18 protein-coding genes are annotated in these 20397 nt (G+C 68.9%); 7 read left to right on the top strand and 11 right to left on the bottom strand.

Going from position 1 to position 20397, the window contains the following annotated elements; genetic code table 11:
- Positions 1-18 precede the first annotated feature (18 nt).
- The 4 genes from B0A89_RS02500 (at position 19) to B0A89_RS02485 (ending at position 3730) form a co-directional block, all read left to right on the top strand.
- Positions 19-768 carry an amino acid ABC transporter ATP-binding protein gene (locus B0A89_RS02500; protein WP_085376794.1) on the top strand — a complete coding sequence of 250 codons (750 nt, stop codon included), beginning with the start codon at positions 19-21 and terminating at the stop codon, positions 766-768.
- 38 nt (positions 769-806) lie between these two features.
- Positions 807-1607: a transporter substrate-binding domain-containing protein gene (locus B0A89_RS02495; RefSeq protein WP_085376793.1), complete on the top strand. Its 801-nt coding sequence runs from the start codon at positions 807-809 to the stop codon at positions 1605-1607.
- 66 nt (positions 1608-1673) lie between these two features.
- Positions 1674-2585, top strand: a complete 912-nt coding sequence (locus B0A89_RS02490; protein ID WP_085376792.1) for a dihydrodipicolinate synthase family protein — start codon at positions 1674-1676, stop codon at positions 2583-2585.
- On the top strand, positions 2582-3730 hold the full coding sequence (locus B0A89_RS02485) for a fumarylacetoacetate hydrolase family protein (protein WP_085376791.1): 1149 nt from the start codon (positions 2582-2584) through the stop codon (positions 3728-3730). The genes B0A89_RS02490 and B0A89_RS02485 overlap by 4 nt, the downstream gene beginning before the upstream one ends.
- A 987-nt stretch (positions 3731-4717) precedes the next feature.
- Here B0A89_RS02485 and B0A89_RS02480 read toward each other — a convergent pair.
- The 5 genes from B0A89_RS02480 to B0A89_RS02460 all read right to left on the bottom strand — a co-directional run bounded on the left by B0A89_RS02480 (position 4718) and on the right by B0A89_RS02460 (position 10232).
- Positions 4718-6319 (bottom strand): FGGY-family carbohydrate kinase, encoded by a 1602-nt coding sequence (locus tag B0A89_RS02480; RefSeq protein ID WP_085376790.1) that lies wholly within the window; start codon positions 6317-6319, stop codon positions 4718-4720.
- A 7-nt stretch (positions 6320-6326) separates the two neighbouring features.
- Positions 6327-7058 (bottom strand): SDR family oxidoreductase, encoded by a 732-nt coding sequence (locus tag B0A89_RS02475; protein ID WP_085376789.1) that lies wholly within the window; start codon positions 7056-7058, stop codon positions 6327-6329.
- Between the two features lie 16 nt (positions 7059-7074).
- Positions 7075-8316 (bottom strand): sugar ABC transporter permease, encoded by a 1242-nt coding sequence (locus B0A89_RS02470; RefSeq protein ID WP_085376788.1) that lies wholly within the window; start codon positions 8314-8316, stop codon positions 7075-7077.
- Entirely contained in the window at positions 8313-9122 is an 810-nt protein-coding gene (locus B0A89_RS02465) for an ATP-binding cassette domain-containing protein (RefSeq protein WP_085376787.1), read from the bottom strand. The genes B0A89_RS02470 and B0A89_RS02465 overlap by 4 nt, the downstream gene beginning before the upstream one ends.
- A 63-nt stretch (positions 9123-9185) precedes the next feature.
- Positions 9186-10232 carry an ABC transporter substrate-binding protein gene (locus tag B0A89_RS02460; protein ID WP_085376786.1) on the bottom strand — a complete coding sequence of 349 codons (1047 nt, stop codon included), beginning with the start codon at positions 10230-10232 and terminating at the stop codon, positions 9186-9188.
- Positions 10233-10438: 206 nt separating this feature from the next.
- Between B0A89_RS02460 and B0A89_RS02455 the strand changes: the two genes are divergently transcribed.
- From B0A89_RS02455 to B0A89_RS02445, 3 genes are all read left to right on the top strand, one after another.
- Complete coding sequence (locus B0A89_RS02455; protein ID WP_085376785.1) at positions 10439-11455, top strand: LacI family DNA-binding transcriptional regulator; 1017 nt, start codon at positions 10439-10441, stop codon at positions 11453-11455.
- 306 nt (positions 11456-11761) lie between these two features.
- On the top strand, positions 11762-12262 hold the full coding sequence (locus B0A89_RS02450) for a YciE/YciF ferroxidase family protein (protein ID WP_085376784.1): 501 nt from the start codon (positions 11762-11764) through the stop codon (positions 12260-12262).
- 198 nt (positions 12263-12460) lie between these two features.
- Complete coding sequence (locus B0A89_RS02445) at positions 12461-13459, top strand: patatin-like phospholipase family protein (protein ID WP_169712121.1); 999 nt, start codon at positions 12461-12463, stop codon at positions 13457-13459.
- A 110-nt stretch (positions 13460-13569) separates the two neighbouring features.
- On the opposite strand, the gene B0A89_RS02440 is transcribed toward B0A89_RS02445, so the two are convergent.
- From B0A89_RS02440 to B0A89_RS02415, 6 genes are all read right to left on the bottom strand, one after another.
- On the bottom strand, positions 13570-16113 hold the full coding sequence (locus B0A89_RS02440) for a heavy metal translocating P-type ATPase (protein WP_085376782.1): 2544 nt from the start codon (positions 16111-16113) through the stop codon (positions 13570-13572).
- 88 nt (positions 16114-16201) lie between these two features.
- Positions 16202-16921: a sulfate/molybdate ABC transporter ATP-binding protein gene (locus B0A89_RS02435; protein WP_085376781.1), complete on the bottom strand. Its 720-nt coding sequence runs from the start codon at positions 16919-16921 to the stop codon at positions 16202-16204.
- Between the two features lie 13 nt (positions 16922-16934).
- The gene (cysW, locus tag B0A89_RS02430) at positions 16935-17798 is read right to left on the bottom strand and encodes a sulfate ABC transporter permease subunit CysW (protein ID WP_085376780.1); all 864 of its coding nucleotides are present in this window, start codon (positions 17796-17798) and stop codon (positions 16935-16937) included.
- On the bottom strand, positions 17791-18630 hold the full coding sequence (cysT, locus tag B0A89_RS02425; protein WP_085376779.1) for a sulfate ABC transporter permease subunit CysT: 840 nt from the start codon (positions 18628-18630) through the stop codon (positions 17791-17793). The genes cysW and cysT overlap by 8 nt, the downstream gene beginning before the upstream one ends.
- A 7-nt stretch (positions 18631-18637) precedes the next feature.
- Entirely contained in the window at positions 18638-19606 is a 969-nt protein-coding gene (locus B0A89_RS02420; RefSeq protein WP_205949796.1) for a sulfate ABC transporter substrate-binding protein, read from the bottom strand.
- Positions 19607-19787: 181 nt separating this feature from the next.
- A complete protein-coding gene (locus B0A89_RS02415) occupies positions 19788-20258 on the bottom strand; it encodes an RrF2 family transcriptional regulator (RefSeq protein WP_085376777.1) in 471 nt (156 codons plus the stop codon).
- Positions 20259-20397 lie beyond the last annotated feature (139 nt).

Raw genomic sequence — 20397 nt, 5'->3', positions numbered from 1 at the left:
TCCTCACCGGAGTTGCTGATGTCCGTATATGATCCTGCCGAAGGCCCGCTCGTCCGGTTTCACGGCGTCCGCAAGAGCTATGGCACGATGGAAGTTCTCAAGGGCATCGACCTTCAGGTGCGGCGGGGCGAAGTCGTGGCGCTGATCGGCCGCAGCGGCTCGGGCAAGTCCACGGCGCTGCGCTGCGTGAACGGACTGGAGGGGATAAACGCGGGCGAGCTGGAGGTCTGCGGCCGCTCGCTGCATGTTCCGGGGGTCGATCTGAGAGATCTGCGGCAGGATGTCGGCATCGTCTTCCAGAGCTACAACCTGTTTCCCCATCTGACGGTCGAGCAGAACGTGATGCTCGCCCCGCGCAAGGTGCATCGCATCGGTTCGGACGAGGCGCGGGCCCTCGCCGCCGAGGTGCTCTCGCAGGTCGGGCTGGCCGAAAAGGCGCAGGTCTACCCCGAGCAACTGTCCGGCGGCCAGCAGCAACGCGTGGCCATCGCCCGGTCGCTGGCCATGCGGCCACGGCTCATGCTGTTTGACGAGGTCACGTCGGCACTCGATCCCGAACTGACGGGCGAGGTGTTGCGCGTGATCGAGCGCCTGGCCGCAGGCGGGATGACCATGATGCTGGTGACGCACGAGATGGCATTTGCCAGTTCGGTCGCGGACCAGATCGTCTTCATGCATCAGGGACGGATATGGGAGGCCGGCGACCGCAACCTGCTGGCCGACCCGCAGACACCCGAGCTGAAACAGTTCGTGGGCAGTGGGCTGTGACGCCCGCTTGAGGATCGACATCCAAGGGAGGAAACCGGATGACGCTGAAGACTTTCGCCGCCGCTGCCATGGCGGTGTTCACCCTGGCCGCGACGGCCATCCCCGCAGCCGCCGACACCCTGGCCGACATCAAGGCCGCCGGCGAAATCAAGGTGGCGATCGATGTCAGCCACCCGCCTTACGGAATGCTGGACAGCTCGGCCAAGGAAACCGGGTCCGATGTCGAAACTGCCAAGCTGCTGGCAGAGGATCTGGGCGTCAAGTTGACCATCGTCCCCGTGTCGGGGGCGAACCGTGTTCCCTATTTGCAGACAAACAAGGCCGATGTGGTGATTTCCTCGTTTTCCGTCACCGAGGAACGCAAGAAGGTCATCGACTATTCCCGCCCCTATGGTCTTATCCCGGTGGTGATCGCCGCCCCCAAGGCGGAATCCATCGCCGATCCCAAGGGTCTGGATGGCAAGAGTGTGGCCGTCGCGCGCGGCACGACAGCCGATATCGAGCTTACCAAATCGGTGAAGGAAGCCGGCGCGGGTGCGAATATCGTGCGCTACGAGGATGAGGCGACCGCCGATACGGCCGTGGCGACCGGCCAGCAGAAGATCTATGCGGGGGCGCTGTCCTCGGCGAATGCGTTGATCGAAAACAACCCGTCGCTGGACATGACGGTCAAGTACGAGATGGCCGCCTATCCCATGGCCATCGGCCTGCGCAAGAACGAGCCGGAATTGAAGGCCTATCTGGACAAATGGGTTGGCGACAATCTGCAGAACGGCAAGCTGGGCGGCATCTACAAGACCTGGTTCAAGCAGGATCTGCCCGCCGAATTCGTCAAGTGAAACCCGCTCCTCCGCTGCTCATGCGGCGGAGGACCATCGCAACTGCAATTCCGAAAGGTAAATCCGATGCCAGCTTGGGAAGGCATTTGGCCCGTTGCGCCGACGCCGTTTGATACGGATGGTCGGGTGGACATTGCCGGGATGGGCCGTGTTCTTGACTGCATGATCGATCAGGGCGCGACGGGGATCTGCATCCTGGCCAATTTCTCGGAACAGTTCCTTCTGTCGGACGAGGAGCGCCTGACGCTCACGCGGCTGTCGCTGGAGCATGTGGCGGGCCGGGTGCCGGTGATCGTCACGATCAGCCATTTCGCCACGCCCATCGCCGTCGCCCGCGCGCGGCTGGCGCGCGATCTGGGCGCGGCGGCGGTGATGATGATGGCGCCCTATCACGGCGCGACCATGCGCGGCACGCCCCAGCAGACCTTTGAACAATTCGCCGCCGTGGGCGCGGTCGGCATCCCGATCATGGTGCAGGACGCGCCCATGTCGGGGGTGGAGCTGCCCGTGCCGCTGCTGGTGCGCATGGCGCGCGAGATCGAGATGGTCAAGCTGTTCAAGATCGAATGCCCGCAGGCCGCGGCCAAGCTGCGGGCGCTGATCGCCGAAGGGGGCGAGGCCATCGAGGCCCCGATGGACGGAGAGGAGGCGATCACCCTGCTGGCCGATCTGGACGCGGGCGCGACGGGGTCGATGACCTCGGCCTCGATCGTGGATCAGATCAGGCCGGTGCTGTCGCTGTGGGCCGCGGGCGAGCGCGATGCCGCGACCGACGCCTATGCCCGCGTGCTGCCCTTCGTGAACCATGAAAACCGGCAATGCGGCTTTCGCGCGGCCAAGGCGCTGATGATGGAGGGGGGCGTGATCGCCTCGGACGCCTGCCGCCATCCGGTCCTGCCGCTGCATCCGGCCACGCGCGCCATGGCGATCGACCTGGCGCGTCGCCTCGATCCCATTGTCCTGCGGTGGGGCAAATGACCGCGCTGCCGCAGGAGGGGCGTTTTGTCGGCCGCGTCTGGCGGCCGGGCATCGGACCTGCCCTTGTCGAGCATCGGGACGGGCGCCTGGCGGACGTGACTTCGGCCGAGGTGCCCACGATGCGCGATCTGCTGGAGATGGACGACCCCTGCGCCTGGCTGGACGCCCAGGCGGGCGAGGATATCGGCGCGCTGTCCGATTTTGCCGTCATGGGCGCTGCGGGCGACGCCGGGCGGCTGCTGGCGCCCTGCGATCTTCAGGCGGTCAAGGCCTCGGGCGTGACCTTCGCCGCCTCGATGGTCGAGCGCGTGATCGAGGAGCAGGCCGCCGGCAACCCGGACCTGGCCGCTGGCATCCGCGCGCGCATCGGCGAGGCCATCGGCGCCAACCTGCGCGGCATCAAGCCCGGATCCGACCGCGCGGCCGAGGTCGCCCGCATCCTCAAGGCCGAGGGCCTGTGGTCGCAGTATCTCGAGGTCGGGATCGGCCCGGATGCCGAGATCTTCACCAAGTGCCAGCCCATGGCCGCGGTCGGCTGGGGCGCCGATATCGGCCTGCACCCCATCAGCCGCTGGAACAACCCCGAGCCGGAGGTGGTGCTGGCCGTGGACAGCCGCGGCCGCATCCGGGGCGCCACGCTGGGCAATGACGTGAACCTGCGCGATGTCGAGGGGCGTTCGGCCCTGCTGCTGGGCAAGGCCAAGGACAACAACGCCTCGGCCGCGATCGGCCCCTTCATCCGGCTGTTCGACGCGGGCTACGGGCTGGACGAGGTGCGCCGGGCCGAACTGACGCTGCGGGTGGAAGGGCAGGACGGCTTCGTGCTGGAGGGCGCCTCCTCCATGGCGCAGATTAGCCGCGACCCGGCCGACCTTGCGGCGCAGGCCTGCGGCCCCCATCACCAGTACCCCGACGGGTTCATGCTGTATCTGGGCACGTTGTTCGCCCCCACGCAGGACAGGGATGCGGCAGGACAGGGTTTCACCCATCACATCGGCGACAGGGTGAGTATCGCCGAGCCGTCGCTGGGCAGGCTGGTCAACACAGTGCGCCTGTCCACACAATGCCCGCCCTGGCAGTTCGCCGCAGGAGCCTTGATGCAGAACCTGGGGAAAAGGGGGCTTTTGGTGGGCAGAGGTGTGTAAGGCCCGCACACTCCTCGCGACATGCGCCCGGGCGAGTGCGAGATCGTCCCGGCCTTTGCGACGGGACCAGCCTTCAAGCAACGCCGCGCTGTCGCCGCTCAGCGCAGGGGGGGCTTGGCCTTGAGGTGCCAACGGTGCGAAAGGCCGCGGCCCTGGGTGAGGCGTGTGAGACGCGGGTTCGAAGGGCGGTATCAAGCTGAAGCGTAATCCCCGGCCGATAGCGGGGATCGCCCGCTCTCATCGCCCGGGCGGCAGATGTGTCTGCTCGCCGCGGCTATTCCTTCGTCATTCACGGTCTGCCTGAACCAGTTGGCATCCTTGCCCCCGCTCTGCCAGCAACCGTTCCGCTGAGGGCAGTCTTCAAGCAAGGCAGCGGCGCCGGTGCGGCCGCTGGCCGGGCTTGGGCCCCGAGAACCCGATCGGCCCACCCGCCGCCACCGGGCATCGGTGACGGCCGGCGTTTGCTTCATGCCGCCCCAGTCTGCCGATCAGTCAAGCGCGCCGCTTTTACCAACCGCAGGCTGGCCGCCATAGAATGCGCCCCGAGGGGGGGGCGCATCAATCATGATCGCCTTTGCGTCAGGGATAGGCATGGCCAGCCGGGCAATCATCCGGGGGCAAAGGCGGCGCGCCACGTGTCTGTGGCGCATCCATCATCTGGTCCCACGGGCCGGGCAGCGCCGGAACCGGCAGAAAGCGAGGGCCGGGGCCGAACGCCTCGGGCATGTCACGCCAATGGCGATCCGGTCAGGGCGATCCGGAAGATGCCATCCTGCACAGGCAGAGGCTTGCGGCCGTTTGGGGCGCGGGACGCCCGGATGGGGTGTATCAGGCGCGCGCTCCTCGTCCGGCATCAGGAAACGGGCCGGGCCGGGTTCCATCGCTGAAACCGGCCTGGATCACCAGCGGCGCGCCCGGTGGATCTGTTGCGCCAGCATGGCCCAGGGAAAGCCTTCCTTGGACATGCTGGCCTGCCTCCCGCGCGATCTACCGGTTGCTTCGGGCGGCCGCCTGCAATGCCTGAAAGACGTCATAGCGGTGGCGGTGCTGCTCGGCCCGGTCGGGTGCGGGACTGTATTGGGGGCCGCGGTGGGTCATCGCCTGCATCGCGTCCACGGCCGAGCTATGGGTTCCGGCCGCGACCGCACCCAGGATCGCCGATCCCAGCAGCACCGGCTCTTCGGCGGTGACCGCGGCGACCGGCAGGCCGGCGGCATCGGCGAGCAGCTGGCGCACCAGCCCCGATTGGCCCGCCCCGCCCGAGATCACCACCCGCGCGACAGGGGCGCCGGCGCGCTCCTGCGTCTCGACGATCTGGCGCAGGCCGTAGCCGATGCCCGACAGGCCCGCGACATACAGCGCCGTCAGGTTCGCGATGTCACGCTCCATCCCCAGCCCGGCGATGATGGCGCGGGCATGGGGGTCGGCAAAGGGGGCGCGGTTGCCCAGGAACTCGGGGACGACATGCAGCCCGGCCGCCAGGTCGATTGCGGCCGATGCGTCCGGGGCGGCCTCGGCGGCCCGCTCGGCCAGCCAGACGGGCAGGGGAAGGCGCGCCGCCTCGGCAGCGGCTTGCGCCTCGGGCCAGGCCGGGTGAAAGCGGACCAGCTGGTCGATGGCGGCCCCGGCGGCGGACTGGCCGCCCTCGTTCAGCCACAGCCCCGGCACCATCGCATCGAAATAGGGGCCCCACACGCCCGGCACAAAGACCGGCCGGCCGGTTGATGTCATGGTGCAGGACGAGGTGCCGAACACATAGCCAAGATTGGCTTGCGGATCGCCAAAGGCCCCGACCGTGCCAAGCCCGCCGGCATGGGCGTCGATCAGCCCCGCCCCCACGGGCGTTCCGGCACGCAGGCCCAGTTCCGCCGCCGCCTGCGTGGTCAGCCCGGCGCCCAGGGGCGTGCCGGGGGCAACGACGCGCTGGCCGATGCGGGCAAAGCCCTCGTCAGCCAGATCGCCAAGGCCGATCGCGCGGAAATAATCCGCGTCCCAGCGGCTTTCATGCGCCAGATAGGTCCATTTGCACGTCACCGTGCAGCTTGACCGCGCCAGATCGCCCGTGGCCCGCCAGGTCAGGAAATCGGCGAGGTCGAGGAACTGCCACGCCCCGCGATAGCTGTCCGGCAGATGCTCGCGCAGCCACAGCAGCTTGGGCGTTTCCATCTCGGGCGAGATGACCCCGCCGACATAGCGCAGCACGTCATGGTGGCCGGCGTTGATGCGCTGGGCCTGATCCAGCGCCCGGTGGTCCATCCAGACGATGATGTTGCGGGCCGGGTCGCCCGAGGGGCTGACCGTGACCGGCTGCCCGCCCGGCCCCAGCAGGACCAGCGAGCAGGTCGCGTCAAAGCCGATGCCGGCAACGGCTGCCGTGTCGATGGCGGCATCCGCCACGGCCTCGCGCACGGCGGCGCAGACCGCCTGCCAGATGTCGTCCGAGGACTGCTCGACGACCGACCCGGCCTCGCGCCACATCCGGATGTCGCGCTTGGCGGCGGCCAGCATCCGCCCGCTTGCGTCGAACAGCCCGGCGCGGGCGCTTCCGGTGCCGACATCGACGCCGAGGAACAGGGGTCCGGTAGTCATCGCATCCTCACAGATCGACGCTGTTGGGCAGGATCACCAGATCGCGGATCACCACGCCGCGCGGCCGCGTCAGCATGAAGATCACCGCCTCGGCCACCTCGGTCGGCTGCATCAGGCTGCCGTTGGCCAGGGCTTCCTCCATCTTGGCCTTGGGCCAGTCATCCAGCAGGGCGGTCACGACCGGGCCGGGCAGGACGGCGCCCATGCGGATGCCGTGCGGGGCGACCTGGCGGCGCGTCGCATGCAGGAAGGCCTGCACGGCGAACTTGGACGCGGTATAGACCGGTTCCCACACCACCGGCACGACGCCGGCAACCGAGCTGGTGAAGATGATGTCGCCGGTCTTGCGCGCGATCATCCCCGGCAGCACGGCGCGGACGCAGCGGAAGGCCGCGTTGATGTTGAGATGGAGCATCCGGTCCCAGGCGTCAGGATCGCCCTCGGCGGCCGGGCCGCCGACATAGGCGCCGGCATTGGCGTGCAGGATGTCCAGCGGCGCGCCGGCCAGGGCCTCCGCCCGCTCGGCCAGCGCATCGACCTGCGCGCCGTCCATCAGGTCCATCGCCAGCGGCTTGGCGCGTTCGCCCAGTTCGGCGCACAGGCTGGTCAGGCGGTCCTCGGCCCGGTCCACCAGCACCACGGTCGCGCCCTCGTCCAGCAGGGCGCGGGCGCAGGCCAGCCCGATCCCCGAGGCCGCACCCGTGACGGCGGCGACCTTGCCTTGCATATGTTGAGCCATGGGTCTTCCTTTCCTGTCAGGCGCGGCCATGGCTGGCGCGCGAACGGCGGGCCAGCGAGTCGACGATCACGGCGATGGCCAGCACGCCGCCGGTGATCATGTAGCGCAGCGAGGACGACAGGTTCAGCAGCGTCAGCCCGTTGGAAATCGCCTGGATGACCAGAATTCCCAGCAGCGCCGACCAGGCCGATCCGCGCCCGCCGAACAGCGATGTCCCCCCGATCACCGCCGCGGCGATGGCGTTCAGGTTCACGTCGCCCGTGCCCGCCTGCTGGCTGGCCGAGGCCAGCCGCGCGGCCGAGAACACGCCGCCCAGTGCCGCAAAGATCGAACACAGCACGAAGGCCGAGCTGCGGATGCGGCGCACGTCGATGCCCGACCGGCGCGCCGCCTCGGCATTGCCGCCCACGGCGAACAGCGAGCGCCCCCATTTGGTGCGGGTCAGCATGTAGTTCATCAGCACGACGAAGCCGACAAAGACGCCGAACATCCACGGCACGCCCCGCCCGAGGTTCAGATACCACGCCGCAACCAGCAGGCCCACGGTCAGCAGGGCCGCCTTGACCAGCACCACCGACAGGTTCCCGCCCGACAGGTTTGCCGCGCGGCGCGCCCGGTTGCGGCGCAGCCCGCCCAGCACGATCAGCACCCCCGGCAGGACCGCCAGACAATAGGACAGCCAGTCCGGCATGATGAGGATCTGGCCGAACCGGACCAGGGCCGAGGCATAGGGCAGGTTGATCGACCCCGTCGGCCCCAGGATGTAAAGCTGCATCCCCAGCAGCGCCAGCAGCCCCGACAGGGTGGCGACAAAGCTGGGCATCTCGAAGCGGTTGCGCAGAAAGCCGTAAAGCGCCCCGACCGCCGCCCCGCACAGCACCGACATCGCGATGGCGGCGGCCAGCGGCAGGCCGCTGCCGACCCACATCACCCCCAGCAACGCCGAGGACAGCCCGCTCATCGAGCCGATGGACAAATCGATTTCGCCCAGCAGCAGCACGAAGATCACGCCCAGCGAGATCATCCCCACCGCGGCGCAGTCGAACAGCAGGTTCACCAGATTGTTGGGGGCCAGGAAGACCGGGTTCAGCGCGCTGAACACGACCGAGATGATCAGCAGCCCCGCCACCACCGGCAGCATCCCCAGATCGCCTGACCGCACGCGGTCGATGAATGCCCGCACGGCGCCGCCGATGCCTTCGTCATGGCGCAGGCGCACATCGGCGCGGTCCAGTTGAGGCGTGTTGTCCGGTGTCATGCCGCACCCTCCGTTTGCTGCAACTTGCGCGCGGCCCGGCGCGAAACGGAATTGTCGCTGAGCCCGGTGATCGCCGACACCAGTTCCTCATGCGGGGTCTCGGCGGTAAAGACGCCGTTGTTGCGCCCCAGCCGCAGCACGACGATGCGGTCGGCCACCGCCCGGACATCGGCCATGTTGTGCGAAATCAGGATGACGCCATGGCCCCGTTCGCGCACGCGCTCGATCAGGTTCAGCACCTCGGCGGTCTGCGCCACGCCCAGGGCGGCAGTCGGTTCGTCCAGCATGATGATCTTGGGGTCCAGCAGCAGCGAGCGCGCAATGGCGACGGTCTGACGCTGGCCGCCCGACAGCGAGGCGATCGGCTCGCGCACCGAAGGGATGCGCGCCGCCAGTTCCTGCAGCAGCGTCCAGGCGCGCACCTCCATCCCCACCTCGTCCAGCGCCCAGGGGTTCATCTCGTGCCCCAGGAACAGGTTGGCCACGACATCAAGGTTTTCGCACAGCGCCAAGTCCTGAAAGACGGTGGCGATGCCCATTTCCAGCGCCTTGCCGGGGCTGTCCAGCGTCACCTCGCGGTCCATGAACCGGATGGTGCCCGCGGTCGGCTGATGCACGCCCGCCAGCACCTTGACCAGCGTGGACTTGCCCGCGCCGTTGTCGCCGACCAGGGCCACGACCTCGCCTTCGTGGACATCCAGTTCGATGTCGGACAGCGCGGTGACCGCGCCGAACTGCTTGGACACGCCGCGCAGGCTGAGGATCAGCCGGCCGGGGCCCTTCGATGAAGTGGTCGTCTCGGTCATCGCCGTCCTTTCCCGCTGCGGACATGGTGGAGGCCGCACCCGCACGGGCGCGGCCTTCCTGCCTTACTTGCTGATGCCGGCGGCCTCGCAGGCGGCGGCGTATTCGCCGGTGCAGACCTGGTCATAGGTCTGGATGCCCTTGTCGAAGATCTCGGCCTTGATGTTCTCTTTGGTCACCACGGCGGGCACGAACAGCTCGGCCGGGGTATCATAAAGCGTGGTCTTCGCCTCGGGCGTCTGGCCGTTCACCAGCGCGACGGCGACCTTGGCGGCGGCCTCGGCCACGACCTCGGACGGCTTCGAGATGGTGTTGTACTGATCGCCCGCCAGGATCAGCTGCAGCGCCGCGATCGTCGCGTCATTGCCGGTCACCGGGGGCAGGGGGCTCACGCCCGCGGCCTTCAGCGCGGCGATGGCGCCGCCCGCGGTGCCGTCATTGGCCGCCACGATGCCCTTGATGTCGGCGCCAAAGCGGGTGATCTGCCCGGCCGCCCATTCCTGCGCCTTGGGCGGCGCCCATTCGGGGGTGTCGAACTCGGCCAGCGTCTTGTAGGCCGATGCGTCCAGCGCCGCGTCGATGCCGTCGCGGATCAGGCCTGCCGCCGCGTCGGTGGGCGAGCCGTTGATCTGCAGCACGCCCGCGCCTTCGGCCACGCCCCCGGCCTTGAGGTGGTCAACCAGCGACTGCGCGATCGCCTGGCCGATGCCCTTGTTGTCGAACGAGACATAGTAATCCGCCGGCTTGGCCGGGATCGGGCGGTCATAGGCGATGATCTTGACGTCCTGGGAATGGGCGATCTCGACCAGCCCCGCTGCCGCGGCGCTGTCCACCGGGTCCAGCACGACGACCTTGGCCCCCTGGGCGATGACCGAATTGAACTGCTGCTGCTGCAGGTTCACGTCGCCATTGGCGTTCTGATAGATCACCTGGCAGTCGGCGCAGAGTTCCTTCATGGCCTTTTGAAAGCCGGGGAAATCATGCTCCTCATAGCGGGTCGAGGCTTGGTCGGGCATCAGGAACGCAACGGTCGCACCGGCCGCCATGGCGCCCCCGGTGGACAGCAGCGTCGCGCCGAACAGGGCGGCGATCATCGTCAGTCTGGTCTTCATCTCGGGTTTCCCTCCCTGTGATCCGGTCCGGGCCGGCGCCCCGGCGGGGTGCCGGCGGCGCGGCATGCGCAATGGGTGCGATGCCATGCTCAACCGATTTAGCAATTCGCTTGACCGTCGTATCATTGTCAAGAAACTTCCTCGCAAGAAGGTCCGCGCCGCGGACCGGGGGGAAGGGGGCTGATGTGGCGAGGGGCCCGGATCAGATGCCACGGCGGGCGACGATATATGACATCGCCCGGCTGGCCGAGGTCAGTCCGGGCGCCGTCAGTTCGGTCCTGAACGGAACCTGGGCCAAGCGCCGGATCAGCCGCATGACGGCCGACCGGGTCAACCGCATCGCTGCCGAACAGGGCTATGCCGTCAACTTTCAGGCCAGCATGCTGCGCCGCGAGCGTTCGCATGTCATCGGCATGATCGTCCCGAAATACGACAACCGCTATTTCGGCGCCATCGCCGAGCGGTTCGAGACGATGGCCCGAGCCCGCGGCCTGTTTCCGGTGATAACCTGCACCCGGCGCGATCCCGACCTGGAATTCGAGGCGGCGCGCGAGATGGTGTCCTATCAGGCCGAGTGCCTGGTCGTCACCGGGGCCACAGACCCAGACCGGATCGCCGCCCTTTGCCACGCGGCCGGCGTCAGGGCGATCAACCTTGACCTGCCGGGGCGGCTTGCGCCCTCGGTCCTGTCGGACAATTTCGACGGGGCCTTGCGGCTGACGCGGCTGCTGGTCCGGCGGACCGAGGCCGATTTCGGCGCGCCGGTCCCGCTGTGGTTCGTGGGGGGGCGCGTGGGCGACAACAACACGACCGAACGCCTGCGCGGCTTTCATGCCGCCCTGGCCGAGGCGGGCCGGTCTGCCGAGCCGTCGCATATCGTGACGCCCGGCTATTCGTCGGCCCCTGTCGCGGCCGAGCTGGGCCGCGCCGCCCCCGCCGCCCCGCTGGGCATCTTTGCCAACTCGACCATCGCGGTCGAGGGGGTGATGCGCGTTGTCGCCGGGCTGCCCGACCCGGCAGGGGTGCGGATGGCCTGCTTTGACTGGGATCCCTTCGCCGCCCTGCTGCCCCAGATGATCGCCATGGCGCGCCAGGATGTGGAGGGCATGCTGGCCCGGCTGTTTGCCCTGATCGACGGCGAAGAATGTCCGGCCGCCGCACGGACCGAAATTCCGTGCATCCTGGAACTGGCGCCCCGACCATCCGGCCGCGCGGCGGGTTGAGGCCCGCCCCCGCCGATCACCCGGCGCCCCCCGCGCGCTGGCCGGACCTTGGCTGCATGGTTCGGCCGTGGCCGGCCCCTGCCGACTGGCAGTGTCAGCGCCCCCAGATGCGCGCCGGCCGCCAGGGGGCGGATGCGTCCGGGCCGTTCCGCGACAGGCAAGGCAGGGGCCGGTGGCAGGGCAGAACGGACCCTTGCCTTCGGCCCAAGGGGACGATTTGCCCCTTTGCCTTCAACATAAATCAGTGCGGCGAATCCATCCCTCGCGGGTTGTCCCGTGTCCGTCCATTCCCGACAGGAGGCTTTCATGGCCCTGACAAGCGATATCCAGACCCTTGACGATCTGTTCGTTCATCAACTGCAGGACATCTACTATGCCGAGAACCAGATCCTCGGCGCCCTGCAGAAGATGATCGGCAAGGCCACCGACGCTGACCTCAAGGCCGGCTTTGAAACCCATCTGGCCGAAACCCAGGGCCAGATCCAGCGCCTGCAGCAGGTGTTCCAGCTGCATGGAGAGGCCCCCAAGGCGATCAACTGCCCCGCCATCGACGGCATCATCCGCGAGGCGGACGAGACCTCGGGCGAGATCGCGGACAAGTCGGTTCTGGATGCGGCGCTGCTCGCTTCGGCGCAGGCGGTCGAGCATTACGAGATCACCCGCTATGGCACGCTGGTCGCCTGGGCCAAGGAGCTGGGGTTCGACGATTGCGCCGCATTGCTGCAGCAGAACCTTGACGAGGAACAGGCCACCGATCGCAAGCTGACCGCGCTGGCCGAGGCCAGGGTCAACGCCCGCGCGCAGTGACCCGCGCCCGATAATACCCGCCCGCCCCTGCCCTTGCGCCCTGCCGCCGGCCGGAACGACGCGCAAGGGCGAGGGCGGGCTTTGACGCCCCCCTCAAGCAAGTAGGGCCGAGCGCGATACGCGCCCGGTCGCCGGAAAATGGCCGCTGCCGAGGCGCGATCTGCCCGGCAGCCGGGCCGGATCTTTCAAAGGAACCAGATGATGACCTCGTGGAACCATGTCCTGTCCTTCAGCGGCGGCAATGCGCTGGGGGTGTTCCACGCAGGGGCGGTGCAGGCCCTGATCGAACGCGGCATCATGCCTGCCCATGTGGCGGGCACCTCGATCGGGGCGATCACCGGGGCGCTGTGGCTTGGCGGGCCGCCCGAACAGGCGGTCGAGCGGCTAACCGCGTTCTGGCAAGGTTCGGTGGACGGTCTTGCCCTGGGCGGCGCATCGGCGCTGCGCAAGGCATCGGCGCTGCGCGCGCTGCTTGTGGGGCGCCCGGCGCTGTTCCGCCCCGGCCTGCCGGGTTTCCTCGCCGCCTTGCCGGGGGTCATCCCCGACGATCACCTGTTCGAGACAGCCCCGATGGCGCGGCTGCTGTCCAGCCTGGTGGATATCGAGGCCCTGAACGCATCGCCCACGCGCCTGTCCATCGTCGCCCTTGACCAGACCACGGGCGAGCCGGCGGTGTTCGACAACCACGATGGCGGCCTGCGGATCGAGCATGTGCTGGCCAGCGCCGCGCTGCCTCTGGGGTTCCCGCCCGTCGTCATCGACGGGCGCCGCCTGGTTGACGGCGGACTTTCCGAGAACTGCCCCGTCCGCCGCCTGTTCGAGCCGATGCCGACATCGGCCACCCGCTGCTGGGTGCTCGACCCCTGGCCGCTGGCCGGTGCTGCGCCGGGCAGCCTCGATCAGGTGCTCTCGCGCGGGCAGGATCTGGCCTTTGCCTCGCAACGGGCCTGGGCGCTGCGCGATGTCAGGGCGCGGGTCGAGGCTGCCGACATGCCCCCGGTCATGGTGCACGAGGTCCTGCCCTCGGGCGATGGATGGGAAATCGGCGCCAAGGCCTTCGACTATACCCCAGCCGCCCTGGCACGGCGGTGGGAGGCGGGCCATGCCGCGATGACGCAGGCCCTTGACGCGGTGGATGAAGCGGCAGCGGAGCCTTCAGCCCCCGCCGCAGCCCCAAGCGTTGCCGCCGACGCCTGATCCGGGGCCGCCGGCGAAAGGGATGCGATGCGCGTGGGCAGCCGTCATGCCCGCGCCCGCCGTCATCCTTCCTGCGATGCGCCTGTCTTGCCGGCAGGGGGCGCCGCGCGTCAGCCTGCGGCCGGGCTGCGGGCCGGCAGGGTGGGGGGAACAAACCCGCGCAGCCGCAGCGCATTGCCCAGCACGAATACCGAGGACAGCGCCATCGCCCCTGCGGCGACCATCGGTGAGAGCAGGATCCCGCGCGCGGGATACAGCAGCCCCGCCGCCAGCGGGATCAGCGCGGTGTTGTAGGCAAAGGCCCAGAACAGGTTCTGCCGGATATTGCCGATCGTTGCGCGCGACAGGGCGATGGCGTTCGGCACCCCGGCAAGGCTGCCCGACATCAGCACCACATCCGCCGCCTCGATCGCGACATCCGTTCCCGTGCCGATCGCCAGCCCTACATCGCCTTCGGCCAGCGCCGGGGCATCGTTGATGCCGTCGCCGACATAGGCCAGCGTGCCATGCGCGGCCTTGAGACGGCGCACCGCCGCGACCTTGCCCTCGGGCAGAACCTCGGCCACGACATCGTCGATGCCCAGCCTGCGGGCGATTGCCTCGGCGGTGCGGCGGTTGTCGCCGGTGATCATCGCGACCTTCAGCCCCTGGGCATGCAGCGCCGCGATGGCGGCGGGCGTGCTGTCCTTGATCGGGTCGGCAACGGCGATGATGGCGGCCAGCCGGCCGCCGATCGCGGCGTAAAGGGGCGTCTTGCCCTCATCGCCCAGACGCTGCGCAACGGCCGCAAAGCCCGACACGTCATGGCCCAGCTGCGCCATGAAGCGGTCGGCGCCGATCTCGACCCATTGCCCGTCCGCCCGCGCCCGCACCCCCAGGCCGACAGCCGCGGCAAAGTCGCTGACCGGCGGCAATGCCAGCCCCTCGCCCTCGGCCGCGGCAGCGATGGCGCGGGCGATCGGGTGTTCGGACCGCGCCTCGACGGCGGCGATCAGGGCCAGCACCCCCCCGCGATCAAAGCCGGGCGCCAGTTCAAGATCGGTCAGCGCCGGTCGCCCCCGCGTCAGGGTGCCGGTCTTGTCCAGCGCGACGATGCGCGTGTCGCGCAGCAGTTGCAGCGCCTCGCCCCGGCGGAACAGGATGCCGAGCTCGGCCCCCCGGCCCGTCCCGACCATGATCGAGGTAGGGGTCGCCAGCCCCATCGCGCAGGGGCAGGCCACGATCAGCACGGCGACGGCATTGACCAGCGCAAAGGTCAGCGCCGGATCGGGGCCGAACAGGAGCCAGGCCGCAAAGGTCAGCGCCGCCGCCGCCATCACCGCGGGGACGAACCACATCGTCACCCGGTCCACCAGCGCCTGGATCGGCAGCTTGGAGCCCTGCGCCTCTTCGACCATGCGGATGATCTGGGCCAGCACCGTATCCCCCCCGACGGCGGTGGCCCGCAGCGCCAGCGCGCCGCGCTGGTTGATCGTGCCGCCGGTGACGGGCGCGCCGGGGCGCTTTTCCACCGGGACCGGCTCGCCGGTGATCATCGATTCGTCCACCCAGCTTTCGCCCTCGACCACCTGACCATCGACGGGGATGCGCTCGCCGGGGCGCACCTCGATCACATCGCCGGGGGCCACGTCGGCCGCCGCGATCTCGGCCGGCGCGGTGCCGGCGCGGCGCAGGCGCGCGGTGCGCGGCTGCAGGCCGACCAGCCGGGTTATCGCCTGCGAGGTGCGCCCGCGCGCCCGTGCCTCGAGAAAGCGGCCCAGCAGGATCAGCGTGACGATCACCGCCGCGGCCTCGTAATAGACATGAACGGTGCCTGCGGGCAGCAGCTGCGGCGCAAAGGTAGCCACCGCCGAATAGCCGAAGGCCGCCAGCGTGCCGACCGCCACAAGGCTGTTCATGTCGGGCGCCCCCCGCAGCAGCGCCGGGATGCCCTTGCGATAGAACCGCTGCCCCGGACCGGCCAGGATCGCCAGCGTCAGCAGGCATTGCAGATACCAGCTGGCCTGCATCCCGATGGTGCGCCCGACCAGCGCATGAAAGCCGCCGATCATGTGGCCGCCCATTTCCAGCACGAAGACCGGCAGCGTCAGCACCGCGGCCAGGATCAGATCGCGCCGCAGGGACAGGCGCTCGGCCTCGCGCCGGGCGGCGGCGGCCTCATCGGCGCCGGCGGTCGCCTGCGGCGCTGTACCCGCAGGCGCGATCACCCGCACCTGATAGCCGGCGCCCGCCACCGCCGCTGCCAGGGCCTGCGGATCGGCCGTGCCCTGCACGCGGGCACGCTCCGTCGCCAGGTTCACGGCTGCGGCGGCGACGCCCGGCACGGCCTTCAGGGCCCGTTCCACCCGCCCCACGCATGAGGCGCAGGTCATCCCCTCGATGGCCAGATCGACGCTTGCGGCCGCAGCGGCGGGCACGCCATAGCCCGCCTTTTCGACTGCGGCGACCAGCGCCGCGCGCGGGACCGGTGCGTTCAGGCGCAGGTCGGCCCGTTCGGTCGCAAGGTTGACGGCGGCCGAGGCAACGCCCGGCACCCCCCTCAGCGCCCGTTCCACGCGGCCCACGCATGAGGCGCAGGTCATCCCCTCGACCGGCAGGGTGATCCTGCCAGCCGACTGCGGATCGGTGATGGATGGGTCGGCATGGGCGTTCATGGCGGTTTTCCCCTGGCATTCCGGCATCCGTCCCGAACAGATAGGCACTGCTACCGCCGCAATGTCAGGGGATGGCTCCCGCCGCGGGTCATATTTCGATGAAGGCGCGCACGAAAGATGTCGCCGGGCGTTCCAGGATATCCTGCGGCCGGCCGATCTGTTCGATCCGGCCCATTGACATGATGACGACCAGATCGGCCAGCTCCATCGCCTCATGCTGGTCATGGGTGACAAAGACGGTGGTCAGCCCGGTTTTATCGTGAATGTCGCGCAGGCCCTGGCGCAGTTCCTTGCGCACCCGTGCGTCCAGCGCGCCGAACGGCTCGTCCAGCAGCAGCATCCGCGGCTCGATCGCCAGCGCGCGGGCCAGCGCGACGCGCTGGCGCTGGCCGCCCGACAGCTGCGAGGGATAGCGGGCGCCGATGTCGGGCAACTGGATAAGATCCAGCAGCCGGGCCACCCGCCGCTCGATCTCGGCCCGCGGCGGGCGCAGGGCGCGGGGGCGCGCCTCAAGCCCATAGGCGATGTTGCGCGCCACGGTCATGTGGCGGAACAGCGCATAGGACTGAAAGACGAACCCCGCCCGCCGTTCCTGCACCGTCAGGGCGGTCGCGTCCCGGCCGTCGAACAGCACCCGCCCGCCGCTGGGATATTCAAGGCCGCCCAGGATGCGCAGCAGCGTCGTCTTGCCCGAGCCCGACGGCCCCAGCAGCGATACCAGCGCCCCCGAGGGGATCGTCAGCGACACCGGATGCAGCGCCGCGGTCGCGCCGAACAGCTTGGTGATGCGGTCGATTTCGATCTGCACGGGGGCTGCCCTTTCAATGGCGGCGGGTCGAGGAAAGCTGGTCGGCATGGCGCATTTCCAGCGCGGTCTTGAACAGCAGCGTCAGCAGCGCCAGCAGCGCCAGCAGCGCCGCCAGCGAAAACGCCGCGACCGACAGGTATTCGTTGTACATCATCTCGATGGTGATCGGCATGGTCGCCGTCTTGCCGCGGATCTTGCCCGACACCACGGCGACGGCGCCGAATTCGCCCATGGCGCGGGCGGTGGAGAGCAGCACGCCGTAAAGCAGCGCCCAGCGGATATTGGGCAGCGTCACGCTGCGCAGCACGCGCCAGCCCGATGCCCCCAGCGTCAGCGCCGCCTCCTCCTCGGCGCGGCCCTGCTCGATCATCACCGGGATCAGCTCGCGCGCGACGAAGGGAAAGGTCACGAACATCGTCGCCAGCACGATGCCGGGCACCGCAAAGACGATCGGCAGGCCATGCGCGACCAGCCATCCGCCGACCGTCGAATTGGCGCCGAACAGCAGCACGATGCACAGCCCCGCCACCACTGGCGAGACCGAGAAGGGCAAATCGATCAGCGTGACCAGCAGCGCCTTGCCGCGGAAATCGAAGCGGGTGACGAACCAGGCCGCCGCGATACCGAAGACGGCATTCAGCGGCACCGCGATCGCCGTGATCGTCAGCGTCAGCGCGATCGCCGACAGCGCGTCGCGGTGCCTCAGCGCGGCAAGCGCCGCCCCTGCGCCCTCGGCCAGCGCCTCGGCAAAGACGATGGCCAGGGGGGCGCCGACCATCAGCGCCATCCCGGCCGCAGCCAGCGCGATCAACAGGATGCGGACCCATGGCGGTTCGGTCGCGGGCGGGCGGAAACGGGCGGGGGCCGCGTCAGACATCGCCGATTCTCCGTCTGCTCCATATCTGGATCAGGTTGATCGCCAGCAGCATGGCAAAGCTGATCACCAGCATCGCAATGCCGATGGCGGCCGCGGCATCGTAATTGAATTCCTCCAGCTGGATGACGATCAGCAGGGGGGCGATCTCGGTCTTCATCGGCAGGTTGCCGGCGATGAAGATGACGCTGCCGTATTCGCCGACCGCCCGCGCCAGCGCCAGCGCAAATCCGGTCAGCGCCGCCGGGGCCAGCATGGGCAGGATCACCCGGCGCAGCGTATGGGCGCGGCTGGCGCCCAGCGTGGCCGATGCCTCCTCGACCTCGCGGTCGATCTCCTCGATCACGGGCTGGAGCGTGCGGGTGACGAAGGGCAGCCCGACAAAGACCAGGGCGATGAAGATGCCCCACTGGGTATAGGCGATCTTCCAGCCGATCCCGGCGGCCAGCCCGCCCAGCACCCCCTTGGGGACATACAGCGCGGTCAGCGCGATCCCCGCCACCGCCGTCGGCAGCGCAAAGGGCAGGTCAACCGCCGCGTCCAGGATGCGCCGTCCGGGAAAGCGATAGCGCGCCAGCACCCAGGCCAGCAGCCCCCCGAACAGCAGGTTGAACAGCGCCGCCAGCAGCGCCAGGCGGAACGACAGCAGCAGCGCCGCCCAGACCCGCGGGCGATCGATGACCGCCCACAGATTGGCCGGGCCGTAAGCGATCCCGCGCATCATCAGCGCCCCGATCGGCAGCAGCACGACCAGCGACACCATGGTGAGCGTGATCCCCATGCTCAGCCCCAGGCCGGGCATGGGTGATCGCCGGATGAAGGGGCGCAGGCTCATCCTTGCCTCACTTGGGGACGTAGATCTGGTCGAAGATGCCGCCGTCGCCGAAATGCTCGGCCTGGGCCTTGGACCAGCCGCCGAAATGGGCGATGTCCACCAGATCCAGCTTGGGGAAGCGGGCCACATCCTCGGGCGCGGCGGCCGAGGCATCCCAGGCGCGGTAGAAATGCTTGTAGGCCAGCGCCTGTCCCTGGGGCGAATACAAAAAGTCCAGATAGCCTTCGGCCAGCTGGCGCTGTTCATCGTTTTTGATGTTGGCCTCGACCACGGCAACCGGCGGCTCGGCCAGGATGCTGACCGAGGGCACGACGATGTCGAACTGGTCCTTGCCCATCTCCTCGAGCGCCAGATAGGCCTCGTTTTCCCAGGCCAGCAGCACGTCGCCGATCCCGCGCTGGGCAAAGGTGGTGGTGGCGCCCCGCGCGCCGGAATCCAGCACCGGGACATGCTGGTACAGCTTGCCGACAAAGTCCCTTGGGTCCTGGCCGTTCTTTTCGGCCCAGGCCCAGGCCGCCAGATAGTTCCAGCGCGCCCCGCCCGATGATTTCGGGTTAGGGGTGATGACCTCGACGCCCTCGCCGATCAGGTCGCCCCAGTCCCTGATCCCCTTGGGGTTGCCCTTGTGCACCAGGAACACGATGGTCGAGGTATAGGGCGAGGCATTGTGGGGCCGCTTGGATTGCCAGTCGGCGGGCAGCTTGCCGGCGGCGGCGATGCGGTCGATGTCGCCGCCCAGCGCCAGCGTGACCACCTGCGCATCCAGCCCCTCGATCACCGCGCGGGCCTGCGCGCCCGATCCGCCGTGGCTCGTCTCGATCGTAGGGGCGGGATGGCCCGCATCGGTCCAGGCCTTGGCAAAGGCGGTGTTCACGTCCCGGTAAAGCTCGCGCGTCGGGTCATAGCTGACATTGAGCAGATCAGCGGCGGCGCCGGTCTGCGGCAAGGCCAGCATCCCTGCGACAAGCGCCGTCATTCCCCAGGAATGCAGCCGCGGGAACAAAGCCGATGATGGGACATGAGCGGTCATCTCGATCTCCATGACGAAGGCAGGATGCCTTCGCCATTTATCTCGACACAGATGGTCGTGTTTTTCAAGCCCCCGGCGTCGCGCCTTGCAGCAGGCGCGGGAGCCACGGATTTTGCAGGACAATGGGCTAGGGCAGGGGGGCCGCTTCGGGCGCGGGCAGGATCGCGCCCGCGGCCTTGCCGCTGCGCAGCAGGTCGTCCAGCGTCAGTGATTCGATCAGCAGCAGGTAATTGGCGAAGATCCCCGAAAAGACCTGGCGGATGCGGCAGCTTGCCTCGTCTGTGCAGTCTTCGCAGCGCTGATAGGCCGTGCGCGACAGGCAGGGCAGGGGCGCGATCGGCCCGTCGATCAGCCGCAGCAGTTCGGGGATGGACACCTGCCGCGGATCTCGCGCCAGCGCATAGCCCCCGCTGCGCCCGCGGGTCGAGGCGACGATCCCCGTGTCGCGGATATCCAGCAGGATATGTTCCAGAAACCGCTTGGGCACCCCGGCGCGCTGGGCGATGGTTTCGATCCGCAACGGCCCGGCGCCGGCCCGCTGCTGGTCGCCGAGAACCAGCAGGGCCTTGAGCGCGTATTTCATCTTCTGCGTGATCATGACGTTGCCGGTCTTTCCCGTCCGGTCGGACGACCAGGTGATTGCGCTCTGCCCTGCGACAAGGCTGCGGGGCGGCTGCATGTCAGGCCAGGCCGCGGCCGGACGCCGTTGTAGCCTCCGATGCCCGCCCCGATCAATC

The sequence above is a fragment of the Paracoccus contaminans genome (assembly GCF_002105555.1).
In the GTDB taxonomy this organism is placed as follows: Bacteria; Pseudomonadota; Alphaproteobacteria; order Rhodobacterales; family Rhodobacteraceae; genus Paracoccus; species Paracoccus contaminans.
Note: the sequence above shows the minus strand (reverse complement) of the source record. Positions and strands in the feature narration are given on the sequence as shown.